At 66.0% G+C, this 25,406-nt stretch carries 23 protein-coding genes; 12 read left to right on the plus strand and 11 right to left on the minus strand.

The window, feature by feature from the left end; translation table 11 throughout:
• Window positions 1-37 precede the first annotated feature (37 nt).
• Both HNP49_RS11845 and HNP49_RS11850 read left to right on the plus strand, forming a co-directional pair.
• Complete coding sequence (locus HNP49_RS11845) at window positions 38-334, plus strand: DUF2218 domain-containing protein (protein ID WP_184683500.1); 297 nt, start codon at window positions 38-40, stop codon at window positions 332-334.
• Between the two features lie 72 nt (window positions 335-406).
• Entirely contained in the window at window positions 407-1,336 is a 930-nt protein-coding gene (locus HNP49_RS11850; RefSeq protein ID WP_184683502.1) for a methylated-DNA--[protein]-cysteine S-methyltransferase, read from the plus strand.
• Window positions 1,337-1,486: 150 nt separating this feature from the next.
• On the opposite strand, the gene speB is transcribed toward HNP49_RS11850, so the two are convergent.
• Together speB and HNP49_RS11860 are read right to left on the minus strand one after the other, a co-directional pair.
• The gene (speB, locus tag HNP49_RS11855; RefSeq protein ID WP_184683503.1) at window positions 1,487-2,440 is read right to left on the minus strand and encodes an agmatinase; all 954 of its coding nucleotides are present in this window, start codon (window positions 2,438-2,440) and stop codon (window positions 1,487-1,489) included.
• Window positions 2,441-2,498: 58 nt separating this feature from the next.
• Window positions 2,499-3,572, minus strand: a complete 1,074-nt coding sequence (locus HNP49_RS11860; protein WP_184683505.1) for a polyamine ABC transporter substrate-binding protein — start codon at window positions 3,570-3,572, stop codon at window positions 2,499-2,501.
• A 141-nt stretch (window positions 3,573-3,713) separates the two neighbouring features.
• On the opposite strand from HNP49_RS11860, the gene HNP49_RS11865 reads away from it, so the two are divergent.
• The 5 genes from HNP49_RS11865 (at window position 3,714) to HNP49_RS11885 (ending at window position 8,092) form a co-directional block, all read left to right on the plus strand.
• Window positions 3,714-4,607, plus strand: a complete 894-nt coding sequence (locus HNP49_RS11865; RefSeq protein ID WP_184683506.1) for a LysR family transcriptional regulator — start codon at window positions 3,714-3,716, stop codon at window positions 4,605-4,607.
• 104 nt (window positions 4,608-4,711) lie between these two features.
• Entirely contained in the window at window positions 4,712-5,311 is a 600-nt protein-coding gene (locus tag HNP49_RS11870; RefSeq protein ID WP_184683508.1) for a TetR/AcrR family transcriptional regulator, read from the plus strand.
• Entirely contained in the window at window positions 5,301-6,185 is an 885-nt protein-coding gene (locus HNP49_RS11875) for an alpha/beta fold hydrolase (protein WP_184683509.1), read from the plus strand. The genes HNP49_RS11870 and HNP49_RS11875 overlap by 11 nt, the downstream gene beginning before the upstream one ends.
• Window positions 6,186-6,220: 35 nt before the next feature.
• A complete protein-coding gene (locus HNP49_RS11880; protein WP_184683510.1) occupies window positions 6,221-6,652 on the plus strand; it encodes a PaaI family thioesterase in 432 nt (143 codons plus the stop codon).
• A gap of 63 nt (window positions 6,653-6,715) precedes the next feature.
• Window positions 6,716-8,092, plus strand: coding sequence for an L-serine ammonia-lyase (locus tag HNP49_RS11885; RefSeq protein ID WP_184683512.1), 1,377 nt, complete (start codon window positions 6,716-6,718; stop codon window positions 8,090-8,092).
• Window positions 8,093-8,104: 12 nt separating this feature from the next.
• Here the strand turns inward: HNP49_RS11885 and HNP49_RS11890 are convergent, their stop codons facing one another.
• The 7 genes from HNP49_RS11890 to HNP49_RS11920 form a co-directional block, all read right to left on the minus strand.
• Entirely contained in the window at window positions 8,105-8,917 is an 813-nt protein-coding gene (locus HNP49_RS11890) for an ABC transporter substrate-binding protein (protein WP_184683514.1), read from the minus strand.
• A gap of 203 nt (window positions 8,918-9,120) precedes the next feature.
• Window positions 9,121-11,076: a PhoX family phosphatase gene (locus HNP49_RS11895; protein ID WP_184683516.1), complete on the minus strand. Its 1,956-nt coding sequence runs from the start codon at window positions 11,074-11,076 to the stop codon at window positions 9,121-9,123.
• Window positions 11,077-11,220: 144 nt separating this feature from the next.
• Window positions 11,221-12,012, minus strand: a complete 792-nt coding sequence (locus HNP49_RS11900) for an energy transducer TonB (protein ID WP_184683517.1) — start codon at window positions 12,010-12,012, stop codon at window positions 11,221-11,223.
• Window positions 12,009-12,452, minus strand: a complete 444-nt coding sequence (gene tolR, locus HNP49_RS11905; RefSeq protein ID WP_184683518.1) for a protein TolR — start codon at window positions 12,450-12,452, stop codon at window positions 12,009-12,011. The genes HNP49_RS11900 and tolR overlap by 4 nt, the downstream gene beginning before the upstream one ends.
• 10 nt (window positions 12,453-12,462) lie before the next feature.
• Window positions 12,463-13,170 (minus strand): protein TolQ, encoded by a 708-nt coding sequence (gene tolQ / locus HNP49_RS11910; protein WP_184683519.1) that lies wholly within the window; start codon window positions 13,168-13,170, stop codon window positions 12,463-12,465.
• A 110-nt stretch (window positions 13,171-13,280) separates the two neighbouring features.
• Window positions 13,281-15,218 carry a phytase gene (locus HNP49_RS11915; protein WP_184683520.1) on the minus strand — a complete coding sequence of 646 codons (1,938 nt, stop codon included), beginning with the start codon at window positions 15,216-15,218 and terminating at the stop codon, window positions 13,281-13,283.
• Between the two features lie 124 nt (window positions 15,219-15,342).
• Window positions 15,343-17,889, minus strand: coding sequence for a TonB-dependent receptor (locus HNP49_RS11920; RefSeq protein WP_184683521.1), 2,547 nt, complete (start codon window positions 17,887-17,889; stop codon window positions 15,343-15,345).
• A gap of 343 nt (window positions 17,890-18,232) precedes the next feature.
• Here HNP49_RS11920 and HNP49_RS11925 point away from each other — a divergent pair, with 343 nt between their 5' ends.
• Together HNP49_RS11925 and HNP49_RS11930 are read left to right on the plus strand one after the other, a co-directional pair.
• Window positions 18,233-19,147: a GGDEF domain-containing protein gene (locus HNP49_RS11925; protein ID WP_184683522.1), complete on the plus strand. Its 915-nt coding sequence runs from the start codon at window positions 18,233-18,235 to the stop codon at window positions 19,145-19,147.
• Window positions 19,148-19,154: 7 nt separating this feature from the next.
• Window positions 19,155-20,189, plus strand: coding sequence for an AraC family transcriptional regulator (locus HNP49_RS11930; protein ID WP_184683523.1), 1,035 nt, complete (start codon window positions 19,155-19,157; stop codon window positions 20,187-20,189).
• A 122-nt stretch (window positions 20,190-20,311) separates the two neighbouring features.
• On the opposite strand, the gene HNP49_RS11935 is transcribed toward HNP49_RS11930, so the two are convergent.
• Entirely contained in the window at window positions 20,312-21,589 is a 1,278-nt protein-coding gene (locus HNP49_RS11935; RefSeq protein ID WP_184683524.1) for an acetyl-CoA C-acetyltransferase, read from the minus strand.
• A gap of 170 nt (window positions 21,590-21,759) precedes the next feature.
• Between HNP49_RS11935 and HNP49_RS11940 the strand changes: the two genes are divergently transcribed.
• Both HNP49_RS11940 and HNP49_RS11945 read left to right on the plus strand, forming a co-directional pair.
• A complete protein-coding gene (locus HNP49_RS11940; protein ID WP_184683526.1) occupies window positions 21,760-23,115 on the plus strand; it encodes a 3-oxoacyl-ACP reductase in 1,356 nt (451 codons plus the stop codon).
• A gap of 403 nt (window positions 23,116-23,518) precedes the next feature.
• A complete protein-coding gene (locus HNP49_RS11945; protein ID WP_221445216.1) occupies window positions 23,519-24,019 on the plus strand; it encodes a DUF4136 domain-containing protein in 501 nt (166 codons plus the stop codon).
• 17 nt (window positions 24,020-24,036) lie between these two features.
• Here HNP49_RS11945 and HNP49_RS11950 read toward each other — a convergent pair whose 3' ends face one another.
• Window positions 24,037-24,432 (minus strand): DUF4345 family protein, encoded by a 396-nt coding sequence (locus HNP49_RS11950; protein ID WP_184683528.1) that lies wholly within the window; start codon window positions 24,430-24,432, stop codon window positions 24,037-24,039.
• Window positions 24,433-24,537: 105 nt separating this feature from the next.
• Here HNP49_RS11950 and HNP49_RS11955 point away from each other — a divergent pair, with 105 nt between their 5' ends.
• The gene (locus tag HNP49_RS11955) at window positions 24,538-25,395 is read left to right on the plus strand and encodes a PhzF family phenazine biosynthesis protein (RefSeq protein ID WP_184683530.1); all 858 of its coding nucleotides are present in this window, start codon (window positions 24,538-24,540) and stop codon (window positions 25,393-25,395) included.
• Window positions 25,396-25,406: the final 11 nt, after the last annotated feature.

The following is a 25,406-nucleotide window of genomic DNA, read 5'->3' on the forward strand; positions in this document are numbered from 1 at the left end:
CCCCTCCTGACGAGGGGCCTTTTATTGAGGTTCACGCATGACCCAGTTCAGCAGCAGTGCCTTTGTCGCCACCAGCACTCCGGCACGATACATCCGCCGCCTGTGCCAGCACTTCGCGCACAAGATCCCGGTCAACTTCAATGATCAGCAGGGCCATCTCGACTTCAACTGCGGCCAGGCACGGCTGAAGGCCGACGAACAGGGGTTGACCCTGACGGTTTCAAGCCGCGATGCCGGCGACCTGAGCAAACTGCAGGAGATTGTGGCCAGCCATTTCGAGCGTTTTGCCTGGCAGGAGTCGCTGCAACTGGAGTGGCGCGCGCCGGCAGTTTGAAAGTCAGTCGCGGGATTGGCAGCGCGGGCACCAGCCCCGACAATCGCCACATCCCCACTGGAGTGCCACCCGATGCTGGACCCCGAACGCTGCTGGCAGGCTGTGTGCGAACGTGATGCCGCGCAGGACGGTCAATTCGTCTTCGCTGTGCGCAGCACCGGCATCTTCTGTCGCCCCAGTTGCCCGGCACGGCGGCCGCTACGCCGCAACGTGGCGTTTTATCCCGATGCCCCCAGCGCCAGCGCCGCCGGCTTTCGCCCGTGCCAGCGCTGCTCGCCCCATGGCCCGAGCCCTGCCGAGCACCTCGACGGTCTGGTGCTGGCAGCCTGCGAACTGCTGCGCAGTGAGGATCTGCCGCTGGTCGCACTGGCCGCGCGCATCGGTCTGTCGCCCTCGCATCTGGTCCGCGCCTTCAAAAGCCGCACCGGACTGACGCCCCGGGGCTGGCGTCACGCCCAGGTGGCGAACGATCCACCACGTTCGAAAACCCGCGGGGAAACCCTGAGCTACAGCCTGGCCAGTTGCCCGCTGGGCTGGCTGCTGCTGGCGGCCAGCGCCCACGGCCTGCGAGCCCTGCTGTTTGGCGACACGCCCGATGCCGTGCTGGCCGAACTGCGCGAGCGTTTTGCCGGAGCCAATCTGCAAGAGGACGACGCCAGCCTCAAACCGGCCCTGCAGGCCGTGCTCGCTCAGTTGCAGGAACCAAGCCGCGCCGCGCATCTGCCGCTGGACATCCGTGGCACCGCCTTCCAGCAGCGCGTCTGGCAAGCCCTGCAGCAGATTCCCAGCGGGCAGACCCGCAGCTACAGCGAACTGGCACAAACGCTGGCCAGCCACCCCCGGGCGGTTGCCCGCGCCTGCGCCAGCAATCCACTGGGCCTGCTGGTGCCCTGCCACCGCGTGGTGGGCGCGGACGGCAGCCTCAGCGGCTACCGCTGGGGCCTGGCACGCAAGGCCGAGCTATTGCGCCAGGAGCAAGAAGCCGCGCCAACCCTCTCCTAGACCTGCGCTGACAGGCCGTTGAAAACGTTGGCGAGGCAGCCAGCGCAAGGCAAAAACAGGCGAAAAAGCGCAGTTTACGAGTGGTAAATGAGCATTTTGAGCCTGTTTTTAACACCGCGATGGCAACGCAGGTAGTTTTTCAACGACCTGCTAGAGCTTATGCCGGGCGGCGTAAAGACAGATCATCTCCATCGCCAGGGTGGCGCCGGCCAGGGCGGTGACTTCCGCGTGGTCGTAGGGCGGCGCCACCTCGACCACGTCCATGCCCACCAGGTTGATGCCGCGCAGGCCACGCAGGATTTCCAGAGCCTGATGACTGGAAAGACCGCCGCACACCGGGGTGCCCGTACCGGGGGCGAAGGCCGGGTCGAGACAGTCGATGTCGAAGGTCAGGTACACCGGGTTGTCACCGACCCGGGCGCGGATCAGTTCGGCGATCTGCTCCGGCGTGCTGCGGTTGACCTGCCGAGCATCCAGTACCTGAAAGCCCATCACATCATCGTTGGTGGTACGCAGGCCGATCTGCACCGAGCGCGCCGGATCGACCAGTCCCTCGCGGGCCGCGTGGTAGAACATGGTGCCGTGGTCGATGCGTTTCACCTCTTCGTCCGGCCAGGTGTCGCTGTGCGCGTCGAAGTGGATCAACGACAGCGTGCCGTGTTTCTTCGCGTGGGCCTTGAGCAGCGGGTAGCTGATGAAGTGATCGCCGCCCAGCGTAAGCATGGCGCAGCCGGCGGCCAGAATCCGGTCGGCATGGGCCTCGATGACGGCCGGGGTGTCCTGCGGGGTGCCGTGGTCGAAATGGCAGTCGCCGTAATCGATGCAGGCCAGCAGATCGAACGGATCGAACTCCCACGGATAGTGCCGGGCCCAGGCTGACTGGATCGAAGCCTCGCGGATGGCGCGCGGCCCGAAGCGGCTGCCCGGTCTGTTGCTGGTGGCGGTGTCGAAGGGCACGCCGCTGACCACCAGGTCCACTCCGTTCAGGTCGCGGGTATAGCGGCGGCGCATAAAGCTGGTGATGCCGGCGTAGGTCGGTTCAGCGGCGGTGCCGTACAGGCTGTCACGGGTGATGGCCTGATCGTTGTCGAAGGCTTGGTCCATGGTCATTACTCGATAAGGGGGTACAGGCCGCTCAGTGCCGGAGCAGCCAGACGGCTTTTCAATACTGGGTGCGGAACGCCGTCCACAACCGGGTGCGCTGGCGCATCTCGCGCAGCGGCAGGGTCTGTTCGGCGAACAGCCTGGAGCGCACTTCGGCATCGGGGTAGATATTCGGATCGCCACTCACCGCCACATCCAGCAAGGGCGTGGCCGCGCGGTTGGCGTTGGCGAAATACAGCGCATTGGTCAGCTCGGCGATGGACTCGGGCTTGAGCATGTAGTCGATGAAAGCCCGCGCCGCCTCGGGGTGCGGCGCATCCACCGGGATGGCCATGGTGTCAAACCAGATCAGCGTGCCCTCACGGGGAATCCGATAGACAACCGAGAACGGCTGCTTGCTCTCAATGGCACGTGCAGCGGCCATGCTGGCATCGCCGGTGTAGGTTAGCGCCAGGCAGATCTCGCCCTTGGCCAGATCATCGATCTGCCGGCTCTGGCCGATGTAGCGCAGATTGGGCTGCAGCTCGGCGAGCAGCTGCTGCACCGCCTGGAGGTCCTCCGCCGTCCCGGCATAGGGCGGACGCCCAAGATAATTGAGGGCGATGGCCACCACCTCCTGCGGCGAGTCGAGCACGGCGATACCGCAATCCTTGAGCTTGCTCGCGTACTCGGGCTTGAACAGCAGGTCGAGACTGTCCAGCTCCACGCCGGGCAGACGTTTCTCCACGGCCTGTCTGTTCAACCCCAGGCCAATGGTGCCCCAGGTATAGGGCACGCCATGGACATTGCCGGGATCACTACTGGCCAGCTTGGCCAGCAGTTCCGGATCAAGATTGCCGCTGTTGCTCAGCGCCCCTAGCGGCTGCACGGCCTTGGCACTGATGGCGCGAGCCAGAACGCTGGAAGACGGGAAAACGATGTCATAGCCGCTGCCACCGGTAAGCAGCTTGCTCTCCAGCACCTCGGAGCTGTCGAAAGTGTCGTATCTGACCTGAATGCCGGTGTCGCGCTGGAAGCGCTTGAGCGCCTCCTGTGGCACATAGTCGGCCCAGTTGTAGAGGTTGAGTGACGGCTCGGCCGCCAGTGACGACAAGCTAAGGGCACACAGGATGAGGCTTGCAGCAAGACGCATGAGAAATTCCTCGGGCAGTTGAGGTTAACCGTGCCTCTCTGGCGGAGGCTGGGGATGCCTGCATCCTGCGCTGGGCATTGCTTCGAATAAATACGAAGTGATCTACTCTGGCATCTATAGAAATCAATGTTTGGAGCCTGCATGCTCAGCCAACTGCGCGACCTCGACCTGCAGCTCCTGCGCCTGTTCGTCACCGTGGTGGAAAGCGGCGGCTTCAGTGCGGCTCAGGGCGAGCTGGGCATCGGCCAGTCCACCATCAGCACGCAGATGGCCAAGCTGGAGACGCGCCTGGGCTTTCGCCTGTGCGAGCGCGGCAAGGCCGGTTTCCGCCTGACGCCCAAGGGCGAGCAGGTGCTGGCCGCCACACGCAAGCTGTTCAGCGCCATCGAAACCTTCAAGGGCGAGGCCCAGGGCATGGCCGAAAAACTGCTGGGCGAGCTGCATATCGGCTTGTCCGAGGCGCTGGCCGACGAGGTACTGGAGCGGGTCGCCGACGCCATCCGCCGTTTCCGCCAGCGCAACCAGGCGGTGCAGATCGAACTGCTCAGCGCGATGCCGGCCGAGCTGGAGCGGCGCCTGCTGCAGGGCCAGCTGCAACTGGCCATCGGCTATTTTTCCGGCGCGCAGACCACGCTGGATTACCGGCCGCTGTTCAGTGAGCAACAGCAGCTGTACTGCGGCCGCGGGCATCCCCTGTTCGGCCGCACGGACCTCCACGCGGAGGATCTGGACCGCTGCGACGGCGTGCTGCACCCCTACCGTTTCATCGCCGCCGACGAACCCTGGCAGGCCGGCGCCAGCAGCGCGCGCAGCGAGCAGGTGGAAGGCACGCTGGCCTTCATCATCTCTGGCGCCCACATCGGTTACCTGCCCGAGCACATCGCCGCGCCCTGGGTGGCACGGGGTCAGTTGCAGGTGCTACTGCCTGCGCACCAGGGATTCAGCGTCGAATTCCGCCTCGCCCAGCACCGCGCCCGCCAGCCCAGTGAAGCCCAGCGGGCCCTGGTCGAGGATCTGCTTAGCGCCTTTGCCTGAGGGCTGTTACCGCTACAAGCCGCCCCAGCGCCTGACCGATTTGCCATCTTTGTCGGCGGTTATGACGCTTTATTCTCTAGACCGACCGGTCTACATATACACCCATGAACACACACACCCTCAGTACCCGCGACAAACTGATCGCCGCCATGGCCGATGCGCTGCAGCGCAAAGGCCTGCATGGCGTTGGTCTGAATGAATTGCTGAGCCAGGCGCAAGCGCCCAAGGGCAGCCTCTATCACCACTTCCCCGGCGGCAAGACAGAGCTGGCGGTGGCGGCGATCGAGTACCTCGGCACCCGTATCGATGCCTTTGTCGAGCGCCTGTTCAGTGAACATCCCGAACCGCTGCAGGCCCTGCGCCGCTGGCTCGACGGCGGCCTGCAACAACTGGAAGCCAGCCGTTTCAGCCGGGGCTGCCCGCTGGCCACGGTGGCCCTGGAGAGCGGCCCGGAAGACGTGGAAATCCGTGCCGCCCTGGCCAACTGCTTCGTGCGGCTGCGTCAGGCCCTTGGCCGGCAGATCGCCTCCATGGGCTACCCGCCGGCCAGTGCCAACCAGTTCGCCAGCTTGTTCGTTGCTCTCTATGAAGGCGGTCTGCTGCAAGCCCGCGTGGCCGCCGATGGCCAACCGCTGCTCGATGCCGCCAATGCCCTGTTCGAGCTGCTCCAACACTACCCCCGGGAGATGCGCCATGAAGCCTGAAGCCGCCATCCGCCAGGAACGCCTGGACCTCACCGCCGCCGATGGCTACCCGCTGGTGGCCACCCTCTATCACGCACCACAGCCCCGCGCCCGCCTGCTGATCGGCGGCGCCACCGGCGTGCCACAGGGCTTCTACCGGCGCTTTGCCGAGTACGCGGCGCAACGCGGCTTCACCACCCTGAGCGTGGATTACCGTGGCATCGGCCAGTCCAAACAGGGCAGCCTGCGCGGTTTTGATATGCAGTACCTGGACTGGGCCTGGCACGACCTCGCGGCCGGCCTCGATCACCTGCACGGCGATGACCTGCCCACCTACATGGTCGGCCACTCGTTTGGCGGTCATGCCTTTGGCCTGCTGCCAGGTCATGAGCGAGTGGCCGGTTTCTACACCTTCGGCACCGGTGCCGGCTGGCACGGCTGGATGCCGCGCGGCGAGCGCCTGCGCGTGCAGCTGATGTGGAATCTGGTCGGCCCGCTGATCGTGCGGCGCAAGGGCTACCTGGCCTGGAGCAAGCTGGGCATGGGTGAGGACCTGCCGCTGGGCGTGTACCAGCAATGGAAACACTGGTGCCGCTTCCCCCGCTACTTCTTCGAAGACCCGGCCATGCCGGGTATGGCCGAACGCTTTGCCGCCGTGCGCACGCCGATTGTCGCCGCCAACACCCTCGACGACCTGTGGGCGCCACCTGCATCGCGCGATGCCTTCATGGCCCACTACCGCAATGCGCCCTACCAGGCCCGCACCATCGACTCGCCGGCAGAAGGCTTGGGCAACGTCGGCCATATGGGCTACTTCCGCTCCAGCAGCCAGCCCCTGTGGGACGAGGCACTGAACTGGTTCGAACAACTGCACAGCAACCGTCGCGCCGCCTGAGCAGGCCGCCTAAAGCAGAACTAAGGAGAAAACGGATGAACCCGCAACAGATGAGCGGCCTGCAGATCATGCAGGCCTTTGCCGCCGGGCACTTCCCCAAGCCCGGCATTGCCAAGACCATGCCCATGGAAATCGAAACGGTGGAAACCAACCGCGTGGTCTTCGCGGTGACCGCCGACGAGCGCCACACCAACCCGCTGGGCGGCGTACACGGCGGCTTTGCCGCCACCGTGCTGGACTCGGTGACCGGCTGCGCCACCCACACCGCACTGGCCGCTGGCGAGAGCTACGGCACCATCGAACTGAACGTGAAGATGAGCAAGGCCATCCCCTTCAACCGCACCCTGCGCGCCGAAGGCAAGGTGATCAACGTCAGCTCGCGCCTGGTCATCTCCGAAGGCAGCATCCGCGACGAAGACGGCACCCTCTACGCCTACGGCACCGCCACCTGCATGATCCTGCGCTGAGCCCACGGTCAGGCCGAGGCCAGCAGCTACGCTCAAGGCATAGCCTGCGCCGCGGAGTCTGTCATGGCCCTCAGTGTGCTCGACCTGTTCAAGATCGGTATCGGCCCGTCCAGTTCCCACACCGTTGGTCCCATGCGCGCGGCGGCACGCTTTGCCGAGGGTCTGCGCCGCGACGGCCTGCTGACTGACACCGCTCAGGTGCGGGTCGAACTCTACGGTTCACTGGGCGCCACCGGGCGCGGCCATGGCAGCGACAAGGCCGTGCTGCTGGGGTTAGAAGGTGAACAGCCGGACAGTATCGACACCCGGCATATCGACGCGCGCCTGGCGGCGATCCACGCCAGCGGCAGCCTGCTGCTGGCAGGCCTGCAGCGCATCCGCTTCGTCGACAGGGAACATCTGGCGCTGATCCGCAAGGCGCTGCCCTATCACCCCAATGGCCTGATCTTCCGCGCCTTCGACAGCGCCGGCCTGCAGCTGCGCGCCCGTGAGTACTACTCGGTGGGAGGCGGCTTCGTGGTTGATGAGGCAGCGGCGGGTGCCGACCGCATCGTCGCGGACCAGACCACCCTGCCCTATCCCTTCCACAGCGCCCGTGAACTGCTCGCCCACTGCCAGAACACCGGGCTGTCGATCAGCGCCCTGGTGCTGGCCAACGAAGCCGCCTGGCGCCCGGAGGCCGAAACCCGCGCCGCGCTATTGGGCATCTGGCAGGTGATGCAGGACTGCGTCGCCGCCGGCTGCCGCCATGAAGGCATCATGCCCGGCGGGCTCAAGGTACGCCGGCGCGCCGCCGACCTGCATCGTCAGCTCTGCGCCCAGCCCGAAATCAGCCTGCGCGACCCGCTGACCGTACTGGACTGGGTCAACCTGTATGCCCTGGCGGTCAACGAGGAAAACGCCAGCGGCGGCCGGGTGGTAACCGCACCCACCAATGGCGCCGCCGGCATCATCCCGGCCCTGCTGCACTACTACCGGCGCTTCAGCCCCGGCAGCAGTGACGAAGGCGTGCTGCGCTTTCTGCTGACCGCCGGCGCCATCGCCATGCTGTACAAGGAAAACGCCTCCATCTCCGGCGCCGAAGTGGGCTGCCAGGGCGAAGTCGGCGTGGCCTGTTCCATGGGCGCCGGCGCCCTCTGCGAAGTGCTCGGCGGCACCCCGCAGCAGGTCGAGAACGCCGCCGAAATCGGCATGGAACACAACCTCGGGCTGACCTGCGACCCGGTCGATGGCCTGGTGCAGGTGCCCTGCATCGAGCGCAACGCCATGGGGGCAGTGAAGGCCATCAACGCCGCCCGCATGGCCCTGCGCGGCGACGGCCAGCACTACATCAGCCTCGACCGGGTCATCCGCACCATGCGCCAGACCGGCGCGGACATGAAGAGCAAGTACAAGGAAACCGCCCGCGGCGGGCTGGCGGTGAACATTATCGAGTGCTGAAGAGCCGCCGACTCAGCGCGGCTCGCGCCCATAACGAAATCCGGCACCGACCCAGACAGGCATGCCAGCCTGCAACTGCTGGTAGCCCCGCACATAGAAGCCTTCCTCGTTAAGTTCGCGGAACGTGCGCTCCAGCAGCTCGCGGTCAGCCGCTGGCAGGCTGATCTTGCTCAGATAGATGCCGGTAGTGCCCCACTCAAGATCATTGATGCCCTGTCCGGACAGGCCTTCGTTCAGCCCCAGCTGCTCCGCCTCGGTGGTGACAATGGAAGCCATCACAATGGCGCCATCAACTCGCCCGGCCTGCAGCATCCGCAGCATGGTGCCGGGATCCTTGACCAGCGCCAGTTGCCCGCGTGCCTCCAGAACATGAACCAGCCCGGCTGTCAGCGGCCCATAGTCATGCCCGCGGACAAAGGCAAAACGCAGGCCGGAAGCAAGAATGGACTTGGAGGAGTCCAGTTTCAGAGGGGCCGACCTGAGACTGAGCAGGGAGACACCTTCCATCACAAACTGGTCGTAAAACACACCCGACTCATCGCGCCAGTCAGCCTGAATGGCGCCAGGAACGACATCGGCCTGAGCATGCGCCAGCATCCACCAGGCCCGCGCGCGCGGCACATCGATGTAGACAAAGCGGCAGCCGGTGCGACGACTGACTTCATCGAGGTAATCGACTGAGATTCCCCCGCGCTTGCCGTCGACCAGCCGCAGATCGACGCCCACGTCACTGAAGGGCACCAGGATGTCGCGGGTGCATTCAGCCTGTGCAACCCCCAACAACAGTTGAAGCAGCACCACGCCAAGCATGCGCTGGACAGACATACGACCTCCTCACACGAGATGCAAGCTCGGTGCAGGAAGCGTAGCACTACGGATATCCCTCTTGAGAAAGGTCCCCCGGGACACTACCCAATTGCCAAATGACAGATGCGGGGCCTGCAATGGAAATTATCAACGCTCCACGCATGGCCCCGCATGACCGTCTGCCTGTGAACATCATCGAGTGCTGAGCAGGCAGCAGCGCCTCAGCTGCCGATCACCCCGCCATCCAGTCGGGTGATCAGCAGCGTGGTCGAGCGCGGGCGGGTCTTGCCGTCGCTGGCCGGGAAGCTGATAGCCGGGTGCTGGATATTGGCCCACATGGCCTTGCCGTCCGGGCTCCAGGCCAGGCCGGTGATCTCGCAGCCGCGCGGGCCGACCAGGAAGCGGCGTACCTCGCGGGTGGCGGGGTCGGCGCAGAGCAGCTGGTTGCAGCCCATGTTGTGCATGGCCGGCTCGATGTCGTCGTAGTCGGTCTGGATCCACAGGCGCCCGGCAGCATCGAAGGCCAGGCCGTCCGGTGAAGAGAACAGGTCGCCATTGATGGTGCCGGTCAGGTTGGCCGGCACCGCCTTGCCGTCCTTGTCCTTGGCGCCGCGCGCCTCGCCGGCGAGCAGGAACAGCTCCCAGGCGAAGGTGGTGGCGGTCGGGTCGGCGCCCTGCTCGTTGAAGCGCAGGATCTGCCCGTGCAGGTTGCGCGGGCGCGGGTTGGCCGCATCAAGCGCCTGCTTGTCGCCGCGCCCGTCATTGTTGGTCAGGGTCACGTAGACCTCGCCGGTCGCGGGGTGCACGGCGGCCCACTCGGGGCGGTCCATCGGCGTGGCGCCGGCCCGGTCGGCGGCGGCGCGGGCGTTGAGCAGTACCTCTTCCTGGCTGGCGAAGCCGTTCTCGGCGGTCAGGCCGTTCTGCCCGTGCACCAGCGCCAGCCACTGGCCGGAGCCATCCTTATCGAGCCGCGCGACGTATAGCGTGCCTTCATCCAGCAGGTTGCGCGCCGCCTTGGAGTTGGCGGCCTCGAAGCGGCCGGCGGGAACGAACTTGTAGATGTACTCGCCCTTGGCATCGTCGCCGGAGTAGAACGCCATGCGCCCGTCCTTGCCCAGGCTCAGCGCCGCGCACTCACGGCTGAAGCGGCCGAAGGCGGTGCGCTTGATCGGCTGCGCCTGCGGGTCGAACGGGTCGATCTCGACCACCCAGCCGAAGCGGTGCGGCTCGTTGACGTGGCCGCCGTGGGGCTGGTCGGCGTAGGGCGTGGCGTCGAAGCGCGGATCGGCAGTCTCCCACGCGTAGTTCTTGCTGGTGCCTTCCTTGGCCAGGCCGTAGCGCTTGTGCGAAACGCGTGCCTCGAAGTCGGCCTTGTCGCGGTTGATGAAGTAGTTGGGCCAGTTCTCCTCGCAGGTGAGGAAGGTGCCCCAGGGGGTGACGCCGGTGGCGCAGTTGTTGAGGGTGCCGAGCACCTCCAGCCCCGCCGGGTCGCTGGCGGTCTTCATCACCGCGTGGCCGGCCAGGGGACCTGCGATGCGCATCGGCGTGAGCATGCTGATGCGGCGGTTGTAGGGCGAGTCCATCACCCGTTGCCACTGGCCATCGGCGCCCTGCTTCACCTCGATCACCGACACGCCGTGAGCAGCCTGCTCCTTGCGCACCTCGGCCAGCGGGCGCGGCTTGCTCTGGTCGATCTTGCCGGACGGGTGCAGCGGCGGGTTGACGTACTCGTGGTTCATCACCAGCAGGCCACGATCCGTCTCGCCCGCGAAGGGGAAGAAGTTCATGCCGTCGTGGTTGTCGCCGGCCTGCTTGAGCTGGGCCTGCCAGTCGTCGCTGGCGTCAGGGTTCCAGGCCGGCGCGCCGGCTTCCACCGGGTCGCCCCAGGAGAAGAACGGCACGGCGCGATAACCCTCGGCCACCAGCACGCGGTCGAACTGCGGGTCGAGCTGCACCGGCACGCCCTTGAAGCCCAGCAGCGGGCTGGCGCCGGCCTTGCTGCAGGCACTGATGCCGCCGCCGAAGAAGCCCAGCGCGGCCAGGGTCAGACCGCCCTTGAGCACATTGCGCCTAGCCGGGTTGATCAGGTCGGCCAATGGCGGGTTGCTGCTGGGGTTGATGGCGATGTCGTCGTGGGCTTCCAGGCGCTCGTGGAAGTGGCTGTGCTCTTGGCTCATCACGGGGTCTCGATAGAGGTGCAGTGAATTCCCGGATTGCATCCGGGCTACGGATCGGTATTGCCCGCCGCCCTCACCCCGGCCCTCTCCCGGAGGGAGAGGGGGTGGTCGAGGTGGGCTGGCGGTTCCAAAAACAGAACGGGGTTATTCGATGCGGTAGTGGAAGGTGTTCTTCACCCCTTCCACGGCCACCGCCCGGCCATCGACGATGCGCGGCTGGTAGCGGAAGGTGCGGGCCGCTGTCAGCGACGGGCGGACGAACAGAGGGTGGCAGTCGCCAACGACCTGCGGGTTTTCCACCCGGCCTTGCGGGTTGACCCGGTAGCTCACCGTGCAGTCGCCTTCGATACCCTTGTCGAGTGCACGATCGGGGTAGTCCGGCGCATCCTTGGCGATCGGCAGGTACTGGCGACTGGCAGCCGCAGCGGCTTCGGCCTGACGAGCCCGCTCGGCGGCCTGGGCCTGCTGCTCGGCCTGGCGTAGTTGCTCCTGCTGCTCACGCGCCTCGGCTTCGCGGCGCTGCTGTTCGACCCGTTGCTGCTCAATACGCTGCTGCACCTGGCGCTGCTCATCGCGCTTGCGCTCCTCGACCCGCTTGCGCGCCAAAGCGGCCTGCTCCAGCTTCTGCTGCTGGATGCGCGGATCGGGCTTGGGCGCTTCCAGCGGCTTGACCGGCTCCAGCGGCACGGCTGGGGCGGGCGGCACCACGACCTCGGGCGGCGCTGGTGCCGGAGGCGCCAGGCTGATCAGCCGGGTAGTCAGGGTACGCACCTGGGGCGGCTCGGGCGTGTCGCTCGGCCATTGGCTGAGCAGCAGACCCAGCACCAGCGCATGCAGGCCGACGGCCACTGCGGCCGAGCCGACATTGCGCAGCCAGGCGGCGCTGGGCAGTGGCGGCAGGGCCAGGCTGGGCGCGGGCATCAGCGCGCTGCTCATTGCGGCGCCTCGGTGATCAGGCCGAGGTTGCTCACCCCACCCTGCTGCAGCGCGGCCATGCCGGCCACCACCGTGGCGTAGTCGGCGCCACCGTCGGCGCGGATATACACCTGGGTGTCGCCATGAGCGGCGATCAGCGCGCCGACCTTGGCGCGCATCTCGTCCAGGTTCACCGCGCTGTCGGTCTGGTTCTGGATGTCCAGTTCGCTGCCGAGGTTCCAGTAGTAGCTGCCATCCTGTTTCACCGAGAGGGTCAGCACCCGCTGCTGGCTATCGGTCGGCAGCGCCTCGGCAGCAACCTTGGGCAGCTCGATCTTCACACCCTGGGTGAGCATCGGTGCGGTGACCATGAAGATCACCAGCAGCACCAGCATCACGTCGATATAGGGCACCACGTTCATCTCGGCCTTGGGGCCGTGCTTGTTCTGCGGCTTGCGCATGGGGCTCTCCTCAGGCGGCCTGGGCCATGCCCGGCGCGGACTGCAGCTTGCGGTGCAGGCGCGCCTGCAGCTCGTTGCCGAAGGCATAGAAGCGCGTGCTGAGGGTGGCCACGCGGGCGGCGAAGCGGTTGTAGGCAATCACTGCGGGAATCGCCGCGAACAGGCCGATGGCGGTGGCGATCAGCGCCTCGGCGATACCCGGCGCCACGGTGCTGAGCGTTGCCTGCTGTACCTGGGACAGACCGATAAAGGAGTTCATGATCCCCCACACGGTGCCGAACAGGCCGATATAGGGGCTGACCGAGCCGACCGTGGCGAGGAACGGCAGGCCCTTTTCCAGGCGTTCTTCCTGCTCGGCGATGGCCACCAGCAGGCTGCGTTCGACGCCGTCGCTGACCGCCTCGGCGCCGATGCCGGGCTCACGCCGGAGATGGGCGAACTCGTGGTAGCCGGCACGGAATATCTGCTCCAGCGCGGCATCGCGGTCGGTGCTTTCGCCGCCTTCGCGGTACAGCACGGCGAGGTCGCTCTGCTGGCGAAAGCGCCTCTGGAAATCCTTCAGCAGGCGCTCGCTGCGACCCAGCAGCAGGCTGCGCTGGACGATCAGGTACCAGCTGGCCAGCGAAGCGCCGAGCAGGATGAGCATGACCAGTTTGACCAGCAGGCTGGCGTCGCCGATCAGGCTCCAGACGGTCATCTGTTCGAGGGAGGGGTGCATGATGGTTCTCCTGTGCATGGCGGGGTGGGTCGCCCTCACCCCGGCCCTCTCCCAGGGGAGAGGGTGAATGGGTGCTATTCGATTACGTCGCGGTTACCGGCTGATGACAGTCAGTCCAGGCCGAGCGCCCGGGCGACTTCGCTCCAGGGCACCAGCTTGAAGTTCTGCGTCTGCTCGGGCATGCGCTTGCGGCCGTCCTGCACCACCAGCATGCCGTCGGCCCAGGGCCCGCCGAGGTTGGCCGCGCTGACTTCCAGGCCGTCGGTCTCGGAGGCGCCATCGATGCCCAGCGCGCCGTTGAGCCCCACACGGAAGGCACCCTTGAGCGCATAGGGCGGTTCGGCATCCAGCACCACGTAGCTGTCGTTGCCCTGGCTGGAGATCACCAGGTAGTCCTGCGCGGCCCCCTGATAGAGACCGATCCCTTCGACGTCGGCCTTGAGCACCTCGCCCACGCGCATCACCGAGGTCAGCTCGGTCGGACCATCGGCGCGGGCATCCACCGCCCACACGCCGGCATCTTCCTCGCCGAGAAACAGGCGCTGACGCTGGTCATCGGCGACGCACCCCTCGGGCTGACTGTTCACCGCAAAGCGGCGCACCAGCTCGCCTTTCACCTCGCCACTGGCGCCGTCCAGGCGGTACTGCAGGAAGCTGCCATCCTTGCCGTTGGCGAAGGCATACAGCTCGCCGGACGCCGGCTGGAACAGGCAGATGCCGTAGATTTCCTTGATCGGCGTGCGGATCTCGCCGGCCTCGCGCAGCTCACCGCTGACCCGGTCGATGGCGAACAGGTGAATGCTGTCGTGGTCACGGTTGCTGGCCACGGCCAGATCCACCGAGGTGCCGCCGAGGTCGAAGCCGGCGCGTACGTCGACATTGTTCAGGCGGCCGACCGGCAGCTCCTGCAGCAGTTTGCCGTCCAGGTCATAGGCCAGCAGGCCCTGCTTCTTGTTGGTACCGAGCACGCGTGAAAGAGCCGGCTGCTGTGGATGCACCCAGATCGCCGGATCGTCGGCCGCATCGCCGTGGCGGCCGACCGGCTCGCTCTGGCGCAGTGCCGGGATACTCGGCAACACCGGCGGCAGCTCAACGGCGGCCGGCTGCCAGTTCAGCTGGCCCTGATAGATGCGCCCGGCGCCATCATCCTGCACCAGTAGGTCAAGGCCCTTTTCGGTAAGGCGCACAGCCAGGCGCTCGGGTTCTTCCAGACCACCCAGCGGCAGGCTGGCGACCTGTTGCCAGGCCTCGGCCTGCTGCTGGTAGAGGTGCAGCTCGGCGGCGCCTGGGTCCAGCGCCAGCAGCCCGCCGGGCACGCTGACCATGGCCCCGGCGCTGTCCTTGAGGTTGCCGAACGGCGCGCGGATATCCACCGGTGCACGGCTGGCATCGGCTTCCGGGTGGGCCGGGTAGGCCCACAGGCCGACGTTCTCCTCGTTGACGAACAGCAGGTTGCCGGCATCGTCAGCCTGGCAGTACTCGGCCTGGGGCGGCAGCGGCAGGCCACGTACGCGCTGCGGCTCGGCATTGAGCTGGTTGCCGGCGCCGACCAGCCACTGCTCGCCCTGGCCGTCTTCGCCGATCAGGAACAGGTAGAGGTTGGCTACATCGTCGCGGTACAGGCACAGGCCGCTGATGGCGTAGTCGCGCACCGGCAGCAGCTGCGGACGGCTCCACTGCCGGCCGGTGGCATCCAGGCTGGCCAGGGCGGCCTGCTGGGTGCTGTTGTCCAGGCTGGCGACGATCAGCTGCTGGCCGGCGCTGCGGCTGTCCAGGCCGCTATAGGAGCCGGGAAGACGCGCCAGCTCGGCGCCTTCAGCATCGAGCAGGAGCAGGCCATTGCGCTCGCTGGCGGCAATGCGCAGGTCGGCGCCGCCACTCAGTTCGGCGGGAACGAAGCGCAGGTCTTCGGCCTTGACCTTGACCGAGGCGCCCCAGGGGCTCAAGGCCAGGCTCGGGCTGGCGGCGGAAGCCAGCGGCGGCAGCTGGTCGCAACCGGCCAGGGCCAGGCTGGCGAGCAGCAGGGTATGGGTAAACAGCAATTTCATTGCAAAGGTAATCCTTGTCGAGCGCCCGGCGAGCAACGCGCGCACAGGCTGAAAACGGTCGACAGGGTGGGAGCCAAGCACCCTCACCCCGGCCCTCTCCCCGGCGGGGAGAGGGGGCACAACATCAGAAGTGGGTGAAGGTCAGGCCAAGCTTGTAGGTCGGACCGTATTCCTCGTACTGGGCGTTGTAGGCACTGCTGCCGGTGTAGACGTAATAGCTTTCGTCGGTGAGGTTCTGGGCCTCGAACGACAGCTGCAGGTCCTTGGTCAGGAAGTAGCGCGCGGTGAAGTCGACGAAGGTCTGGTCGTCCACGTGCAGGTCGTGGGCTTCGTCATCCACGGCAGCCACTTCGTAGAGGTAGTCAGACTTGTAGTTGGCCGACAGGCGCAGGCTGAGCTTGTCGTTCTCCCAGCCCAGCATCAGGTTGCCGACGCTGTCGGACTGGAACGGCAGGTCGATATCCCGCTCGCCGCCCTTATCGGCGATGCTGGCGTCGGAGCTACTGAACGTGGCGTTGGCCCCCATCAACAGTCCGTTCCACGGGGCCGGCAGGCTGCTGAACTTCTGCTGCCAGGCCAGCTCCAGGCCGTACAGGTCGGCGCTGTCGCCATTGGCGAAAGTCTTGGCCTCATCGAAGGTGGCCCAGCGCCCGCTGCCGGCCAGGTCGGTGTTGTAGACGAAGTTTTCGATGTCCTTGTAGAACACGAACGCCGAAACCACGCCGTCCCGGTTCAGGTAGTGCTCGATACCCAGGTCGAGGTTGCTCGACTCCAGCGGGTCCAGCCCCGGATTGCCGAACTCAGCCTCGTCGCCGTCGATAACGAAACCCGGTGCCAGCTGTTCGAAGGTCGGACGCACCACGCTGTTGGTCCAGGCCGCCCGCACCTGAGTGTTCTTGTCCAGCTGGTAGCGCGCATGCAGGCCAGGCAGCCAGTGGTCGTAGTCATTGCTGGCATCGCTGGCGACAAAATCGCCATCTTCGATACCGGTGCCCTTGGCCTTGAAGTCGGTGCCCTCGTAACGCATGCCGGCGATGAAACGCCAGTCGTTCACGTCCAGGGTGTGCATCAGGTAAGCGGCGTTGATGTCTTCGCTCATGTCGAAGTCATTCACCCGCGACTGTTCCTCGTCGTAGAACTCGTTGCGATCAAGCCGGCCGATCAGCCCTTCCACCGCATTGGCGCTGATGCCGTTGCCGAAACGGCCGAGACCGTAATCCACCGAGCCCTTGCTGAAGTTGCTCAGCAGCAGTTCATCGTCGCTGATGCCGTAGTTGTCGAAGTCTTCATAGACCCAGGCGTTGGTGTCGTTGTCCTTGTCACGGCGGCTGAGCTTGCCACCGAACTTGACCTGCGCCGCATGTCCCGACAGTTCATAGTCGCGAGCCAGGTCGAGCTTGATGTTCTTCTCCGTATCGGTGGTGTTCTGCTCTTCCCACTCGACCTTGTCCAGACTGAAGTTGGCCGGATCGTAGAAGGCCTCGCCTATGCTCAGACGCGGTTTTTCCGTGTCGTTGAAGCCGCTGTCGGCAAAGTCGTCTTCACCCTCGAAGGTGGCACCGGCGATATGCTCCGGGCTGTCCTCGCTGGACTCGCTCCAGCCGGCCTGGGCGTTGATGGTCCAGGCACCGCGCAGGTGCTCGCTGCCCAGCACATAGGACTGGATTTCCTGGGTTTCCTCACGGTCCTTCAGCTCACGCCAGCCTTCGCTGTCGCCCAGCTCGCCGGCCGCCTGCGCGTCATCAAACTCGACGCCGGCGGCATTGCGCGTCTCGGTGTCCTTGTAGCGGCTGTACAGGGTGCGCAGGTAGTAGCTGTTGAGGTCGTCGGCCTGGTAGTCGAAGTTCAGGCCCAGACCGCTGCGCTCGCGGGTGATTTCGTAATCGCGCTGCTCGAACTCCTCCAGCTTGGCGCCGTCCTCGAAATCCCAGGCGCCGCCGGTTTCCACGTTGTCCGAGCCGAAGTCGCGCTCGCCCCAGCTGGCGGCCGCAGCCACGCCGAAGTTGTCGGTACCGCTGCCCAGGCTGAAGCGGTCACTGGCGGCGCCGGAGAATTTCGGGCTGTTCTCGCCGGTATTGTCATCGTGGCTGCCCTCGGCACTGCCGGTATAGAACAGGCCCGGGTGATCGAAGGCCGACAGGCTTTCCACTTCGATGGTACCGCCCAGGGAGTTGGCATCCATGTCCGGCGTCAGGGTCTTGACCACCGACAGCGACTGCACCAGCTCGGACGGCAGCACATCCAGGGCCACCGCACGGGTGCCGCTATTGGGCGACGGAATCAGCGTGCCGTTGATGGTCACGCTGTTGAGGTCCGGGCCCAGGCCACGCACGCTGACAAAGCGGCCTTCACCCTGGTCGCGCTCGACGCTGACGCCGGGCAGGCGCTGGGTCGCTTCGGCCACGTTCTCGTCCGGCAACTGCGCCACACCGTCGGCGCTGACCACGCTCTTCACGCTGTCGGAGCGGCGCTGCTCCTTGATGGCCTTGTCCATGCTCACGGCCTGACCGACTACATCAACGTGCTCGGTGCCGGCCGCCTGCGGCTGTTCGGCGGCCCACGCCGCGCTGGTGGCAATGGCCAGCGCCAGGGCGCTCAGGGCATGCCCGGCACGGCGGGCCGGTGTGCGCGGCTTCAAGAGGTGGCGGTTCAACAGGTGGCGCTTCAACATCAGCAGAATCTCCCCAGTGGTCACAGGACCAGGCAATCGCCCGGCAAGTGGGAGGGCACGCTAGGCAGGCGGCATGACGCTTCTGTGACAGCCATGTCGTGAAAACCAGCAAAACCGGGGCTTTTGCCAGGCCAAGGCGGACAAATGGGCTGATATGACCCGCTCGCCAGTGACGTCTGCGGCCTGACCAAGGACCACAACCCAGCAGCGGCGCGCTGTATGCGCGGCAACACAAAAAAATCCACGCAAAGGGCTGAGCCGATTTGACCTCCCCGCCTGCAACCTGCCCGTCACATGGCTCTGTTCAGCTGGGCGCCAAGACTGATCAAGGAGCCCCGCAGGCATGCCCAATCTGCTGCGTCACCACCGCCTGAAACTCACCGCTCTGCTGCTGGCTGCCAACCTCGGCCTGCTCCTGCACCTGGCTGCCGGCGATCTCAAGGCCATGGCCGAATGGGTCTGGCTGGATCTGATCGGCGAAGGCGGTTCCGCCCTGCTGGCGCTGGCCTGGCTGGGGCTGATCCTCAAGAGCCGGCCAGCCGGACGGGTGACCAACCTGCTGGCCATCGGCCTTGGCTGCGTGTTCTTTTCCTGGTGGGTGGACCTGCTCGACGAGTTCATCCAGATACCCGATGCCATCACCTGGGACCACTGGCTGGAGTCGGCGCCGATGCCGCTCGGCCTGCTGCTGCTCACCTATGGCCTGTACCACTGGCACCACGAACAACTGGCCATCAGCGCACAGATGGAGAAGCGCGAGCGACTGTTCCGCGAGCACCGCCTGTTCGACAAGCTCACCCCGCTGGGAGGCGCCGACTATCTGCGCCGCCAGCTGGAGCTGAGCCTGGCGCAGAGTTCCCGTGAACAGCAACCGCTGTCGCTGGTGGTGATCGATATCGATGACTTCGACAGCATCAACCAGCGCTACGGCCATGCCGAAGGGGACCGGGTGCTGCAGGCCGTGACTCAGCAAATGTTGCTCAACCTGCGCCATCAGGACCTGCTCTGCCGCCTGGCCGGCGATCGCTTCGTGGTGCTCCTGAGCAATACCGGCGAAACCCTGGCCAGAACCCTGGCCACCGAGCTAGCCCAATCGATTGCCCATCTCGCCCACAAATCGCGCCAACACGGTGAACGGCTTTTCCTGAGTGCGACCACCGCCACCGTGATGGCCTTGCAGGAAAGCCCCGAGAACCTCCTCCAGCGCCTCAACCTGGCCCTGGCCAAGGCCAAGCAACCACTGGCCCTGAGCGCCTGAGACCAACATGACCCTGCCCTGTCACTGGTATGAGTGCGATACCCGCTGCATTGCCGTGCACCAACAGCCGGCCAGCCTGATCGAGCTGTGCCTCTCGCGCGGCATCGACAGCCATCGCCTGCTGCGTGGTACCAGCCTGTTCCTCGAAGATGTGGCGCAAGCCACCACGCAGATCAGCCCGAGTCAGTTCCTTGTCCTGATCGACAACGCCCAACGCCTGCTGGCGGCCGACGACTCCAGCTTCCTGTTCGGCCAACGTCTGCTGCCGGGGCATCACGGCGCCGCCAGCCAGGCACTGGCCCTGGCCAACAACCTGCAACAGGCGCTGGAGCTGCTGGGCGAGCTGCGCGCCCTGCTCTCGCCACTGCTCAGCCCTCGCCTGCTGCTGGATGAACAGCACGCTTATCTGTACTGGCTGGACAGCTGCGGGCTGGGCGAGCAACGCCGGTTCCTGCTGGAGGCCAACATGACTGCGGTGGTGGCCATGAGCCGGCGCCTGGGCGGCGAACACCTGCCCTGGCAGTTTCACTTCCGCCAGGCCGCGCCGCGGCAGATCGAACAGTACTGGGTGCATCTGGGGGAAGACCTGCACTTCAACCGCCCTTACGACCTCCTGCGCCTGCCTCGCGAATGCCTCACGAGGCCCTGGCCGCAAACGGTACAGAGCACAGCCCAGGTCGCCTGTCAGCAGGCCCGCCAACAGCTGCAGGCCCTGGGTGTGCAGGCCAGCCTGCTGGATACCCTGCAGCGCTGGCTGCTGCGCCATGTGCGCCAGGCGCCCAACCTGGAACACGCCGCAGCGGCCCTGGCCATGAGCCCCGCCACGCTCAAGCGCAAGCTGCACAAACACGGCACCAGTTATCAGGAACAGCACGACCAGATCCGTCTGCTGGTGGCGCTGTACCTCTACCAGTTAAAGGGTTACAGCAACGACGAAGTGGCCAGCCATCTGCGCTTCCACGACGCCACCAATTTCAGGCGTTCGTTCAAACGCTGGACCGGCCTGGCTCCAAGCGCCCTGCGCCAGCTGCTTGGTAACTGACCCAAACGTGCAGGCAAAAAGAAGGCGGCACTGCTTGCGCAGTGCCGCCTCAATCACGGAGTTGACACTCTGTCGAACTCGGCCGCCTACCGACACAACATGGCGGCCCAGTGAACCTTGGATTACTTCTCCAGGATCGCGGTCACACCCTGGCCGCCGGCGGCGCAGATGGAGATCAGGCCACGGCCTTCACCGGCCACCGAGAGCAGCTTGGCCAGGTTGGCGACGATGCGCCCGCCGGTCGCGGCAAACGGGTGGCCGGCGGCCAGGGAGCTGCCCTTGACGTTCATCTTGCTGCGGTCGATGGCGCCCAGCGGCTTGTCCAGGCCCAGGCGGGTCTTGCAGTAGTCGGCGTCTTCCCAGGCCTTGAGGGTGCAGAGCACCTGGGCGGCGAAGGCTTCGTGGATCTCGTAGTAGTCGAAGTCCTGCAGGGTCAGCTTGTTGCGCGCCAGCAGGCGCGGTACGGCATAGGCCGGCGCCATCAGCAGGCCCTCGTCACCTTTGACGAAGTCCACGGCGGCCGCTTCGCCATCCTTGAAGTAGGCGAGGATCGGCAGGCCACGGGCCTTGGCCCACTCTTCGCTGGCCAGCAGCACCACCGAGGCGCCATCGGTCAGCGGCGTGGAGTTGGCCGCGGTCATGGTGCCGCGCGCGCTGCGCTCGAAGCAGGGCTTGAGGGTCTTGAGCTTTTCCAGGCTGATGTCCGGACGCAGGTTCTGGTCGCGGGTCAGGCCACGGAACGGGGTGATCAGGTCACTGTGCCAGCCTTCTGCATAGGACGCGGCGAGCTTCTGGTGGCTGGTCACGGCCAGTACGTCCTGCTCGTCACGCGGGATTTCCCAGCGCTGCGCCATCAGTTCGCAGGACTCGCCCATGGACAGGCCGGTGCGCGGCTCGCCGTTGCGCGGGATAGCCGGGGCCAGGTGGCGCGGGCGTACCTTGAGCAGGGTCTTGAGCTTGTCGCTGGTGGTCTTGCCACGGTTGGCTTCGAGCAGAATCTGGCGCAGCTCTTCGTGCACACCGATGGGCGCATCGGAGGTGGTGTCCACGCCGCCTGCGATGCCGCATTCGATCTGCCCCAGGGCAATCTTGTTGGCCACCAGCAGTGCCGCTTCCAGGCCGGTACCACAAGCCTGCTGCAGGTCGTAGGCCGGGGTCTCGGCCGACAGGCGCGAACCCAGCACGCATTCGCGGGCGAGGTTGAAGTCACGGGAGTGCTTGAGCACCGCCCCGGCGACGAATTCGCCCATGCGCTGGCCGTGCAGGTTGAAGCGCTCGACCAGACCATCCAGGGCGCTGGTCAGCATGTCCTGGTTGCACGCCGTGGCGTACACGGTATTGGAACGGGCGAAGGGAATACGGTTGCCGCCGACGATGGCGACCCGACGCAGCTGGGCCATGGAGTGCTCCTGAAGTTGAGGCTGTTGCCAGTGGCGCACAGGCTAGCGTCTGGCCGAATCGCCGCATTGGCCGCCTTGCCAGGGCGCCAGGCAGCGCGGTCAATTGCGTCATCGCCCGGCATGCGTAGAGTGGCGACACTTTTCGAACCCTGCACCACGGGAGCCAGTCCATGTCCGATCGTTACCTTGCCTTCGTCAACTCCAATTTCGGCCGCCGCCTGGCCGGCTCCCTCGGCCTGCCGGCACCGGTACGCCTGGAGCGCTGGATGGCCGGCCGGGCACGCCCGGTGGATGGCGCCCTGCTGCTCGGCGGCGACGGCAGCCTGGCCGAAGCCGCCAGCGGCGTGCTGAACAAGCTGACCGACGAGAGCTACGCCGATGTCGAAGGCCGTTTCGGCCTTAAGCGCTGGACCGCCGAGCACGGCCCGAAACTCAAGGCTCTGGTGTTCGATGCCAGCGGCCTGACCAAATTCGAGCAACTGATCGAGCTGCGCAATTTCTTCCAGCCGGCCATGAAGGGCCTGGGCAAGTGCCCGCGCGTGGTGGTGCTGGGCCGCGCCCCGGAATCGCTTAAGGACCCGGTCGCCGCCAGCGTGCAGCGTTCGCTGGAAGGTTTCACCCGCTCGCTGGGCAAGGAAATCCGCCGCGGCGGCAACGTGCAGCTGCTGTATGTGGCCAAGGGCGCGGAAAACCAGCTGGAAGGCGCCCTGCGCTTCTTCCTCTCGCCCAAGAGCGCCTATGTCTCCGCCCAGGTGCTGCGCCTGACCCCGGCCAGTGAACAGGTCAAGGACTGGACCCGCCCGCTGGCTGGCAAGAAGGCCCTGGTCACTGGTGCCTCGCGCGGTATCGGCGCGGCCATCGCCGAAGTGCTGGCGCGTGACGGTGCCGAGGTGATCCTGCTCGACGTGCCGCCGGCCAAGGAAGCGCTGCAGGGCCTGGCCGCCCGCCTGGGTGGCCAGGCGGTGGCGCTGGACATCTGCGCCGAGGATGCCCCGGCGCAACTGCTGGAAGCGCTGCCCGAGGGGGTCGATATCGTCGTGCACAACGCCGGTATCACCCGCGACAAGACCATCGCCAAGATGAGCGATGCCTTCTGGGACTCGGTGATCAACGTCAACCTCAAGGCTCCGCAGGTGCTGACCCAGGCCATGCTGGATGCCGGCAAGATCAATGACAACGGCCGCATCGTGCTGATCGCCTCGATCTCCGGCATTGCTGGCAACCTCGGCCAGAGCAACTACGCGGTGAGCAAGGCCGGCGTCATCGGTCTGGCCCAGGCCTGGGCGCCGACCTTGGCCAAGCGCGGCATCACCATCAACGCCGTGGCGCCGGGCTTTATCGAAACCCAGATGACGGCGGCCATCCCCTTCACCATTCGCGAAGCCGGCCGGCGCATGAACTCGATGAACCAGGGTGGCCAGCCGCAGGACGTGGCCGAGGCCGTGGCCTGGTTCGCCCAACCGAGTTCCGGCGCCCTCAACGCGCAGGTCATGCGCGTGTGCGGGCAGAGCCTGCTCGGCGCCTGAGGCTAGGGGCTGTTGCCATTTCGGCGCAAACCGCGTTGCCGCGCCAAATGGCGCCAAGCTAGGCGTAGGACGCCGGCAATGGTCATTCCCTTGCCAAGTCCTGCAACGACGCCTGGCGCAATTTGCCGCGCAACCCGAAGGGACGGGCCGCTTTTTGCGCACCGCGGTGTTGCTCGATGGCTCATTTAGCTGGCTAAACTTCGCATCTCGCGCCTTGCCGTGCGCAAAAAGCGGCTCCGTCGCGGCTGTGCCGAAACGGCAACAGACCCTAGGCATTGTCACCGCCCGGGGCCCTGCGTCCCCGGCGGTGTTACCGGCCTCTGCCGTGCGCCCTTCGCAAGTTCGGCGCCATGGCATGCCGTCAGTCGCTAACATGAGCGGACTCTCTGCCAGGAATCCGCCCATGCTGATCGCCCGCCTGTTTGCTCCCGCCCTTGTATTGCTGGCCCTCGCCGGCTGCAGCACGCCCGCCAACGAAGCCATTCAGGTCGCACCGCAGGCCAGTGCCGCGCAGTACCAGAGTTTCAGTGTGGCGCCCATCCGTGCGCCGGGACACCGGCTGGACCTGGAACAACGCTTCACCACGGCCGTTGTCCGTGCCCTGGAAACCAAAGGTTATCAGCGGCTGGACCAGGGTGATTTAAAGGTGATCTATGCCCTGGGCCTGAGCAAGGAAAGTGGCGTCGAACTCAAGCCGGTGCAGGTGGGGGGCGCCACCTACACCCAGACGCTGACCACCGAGGAAGAGCGCGCCCGCCTGGTCCTGCGCATCCTCGATGCCCACAGTAAGGCCGTGCTCTACGAAGCCAATATCAGCCGCCAGCTGCACAACCCCGATATGTCCCAGGAAAACTTCGACCGCGGCGTCGCCAAGATCCTCGCCGACTTCCCCGCCCGCCGCTAAACGCCTGGTTCAGGCGCTCAGACCTGCGCGCGGGCCTCGGCCTGGCGCAGGCAGAGAAACGCCAGTGCCGCCGACACAGCTTCAAACAGCAACGCGGCCAGGTTGAAGGTCTGCTGCGCGCCGCCATCCAGCCACAAACCGCCGACACGCGCCAGCGCCAGGGCGCCATACAGCAGCACCAGCAGCATCCAGGTGGCCTCCTGCAGATTCGGACGCAGCAGCGCCAGCCCCAGCCAGGCCGCCAGGCCCAACTGCAGACCACCGTAATAAGCCCGCACATCGGTGACCGCCGCGCTCTGCATCAGCAGCATGCCACTGAGGTTGGCCATGGCCTCGGGCTGGGTGAAATAGGCCAGACCGAAACCGGCCAGCGTCAGGGCCTGAACCCCGAGAAACACACGTGTCCACAGCATCGGCAATCCCCCTGAAAGTCTCCGGCGAGCATAGGGGCAAATCCGCCAAACGCCTACCACCGCCCTGAGCTACAGTAGCCACTTTTCTTTACGGAGCGCTGACCCATGCAGTACTGGCAACTGGATGTATTTGCCGAGCGGCCGCTGGCCGGCAATGGCCTGGCTGCCTTCGCCGATGCCCGCGGGCTTTCCGCCAGCGCCATGCAGGCACTGACGATTGAACTGCGCCAGTTCGAGTCGATCTTTCTCCTGCCGACCGCCAGTGCGGACTGTTTCCGCGCGCATATTTTCACCGCCGAGGAGGAACTTCCCTTCGCCGGCCACCCGCTGCTCGGGGCGGCGGCGCTGCTGCATCATCTGCATGCAGGTGAACAGCACGAAAGCCACTGGCAGCTGGAGCTTCGCGAAAAGACGGTCCCCCTGAGCAGTCAGCGGCGCGGATCAGGCTTCTACACCGAAATGAATCAGGGCAATGCCGAATTCGGCGCGGTGCTGAGCTCTCAGCAGGCCCGCTGGCTGGCGGAAGCCTTTGGCAGTGAGCATGACAGTCGTCACCCGGCTCAGGTGGTCAGCACCGGCCTGCCCTATGTGCTGCTGCCAGTCAGCAGCACCGGGCTGGCCAACGCCAGACAGCGGGAAAACATGCAACCGCTGCTCGATGAGCTGGGCGCCGCCTTCGTCTTTCTGATGGATGTGGACGCCGCCGAAGGCCGGACCTGGGACCCCGAGGGCGTCATCGAGGACATCGCCACCGGCAGTGCCGCTGGCCCCGTCGCCGCCTGGCGGGTGGCTCGCGGGCTCAACCAGAGCGGCGAACCGTTCAGCCTCCATCAGGGACGCTTTCTGCGACGCCCGAGCCAGCTCGACGTTCAGGTCAGCGCTGACGGACAGGTCAGGGTCGGCGGGCAGGTTCAGTTGCTGGCCCGCGGTGAATTGCTGCTGAGCGCCGGACAGCTGCCCTGAGCAAGGCCATA

It is taken from the genome of Pseudomonas fluvialis (assembly GCF_014207935.1).
GTDB lineage: Bacteria > Pseudomonadota > Gammaproteobacteria > Pseudomonadales > Pseudomonadaceae > Aquipseudomonas > Aquipseudomonas fluvialis_A.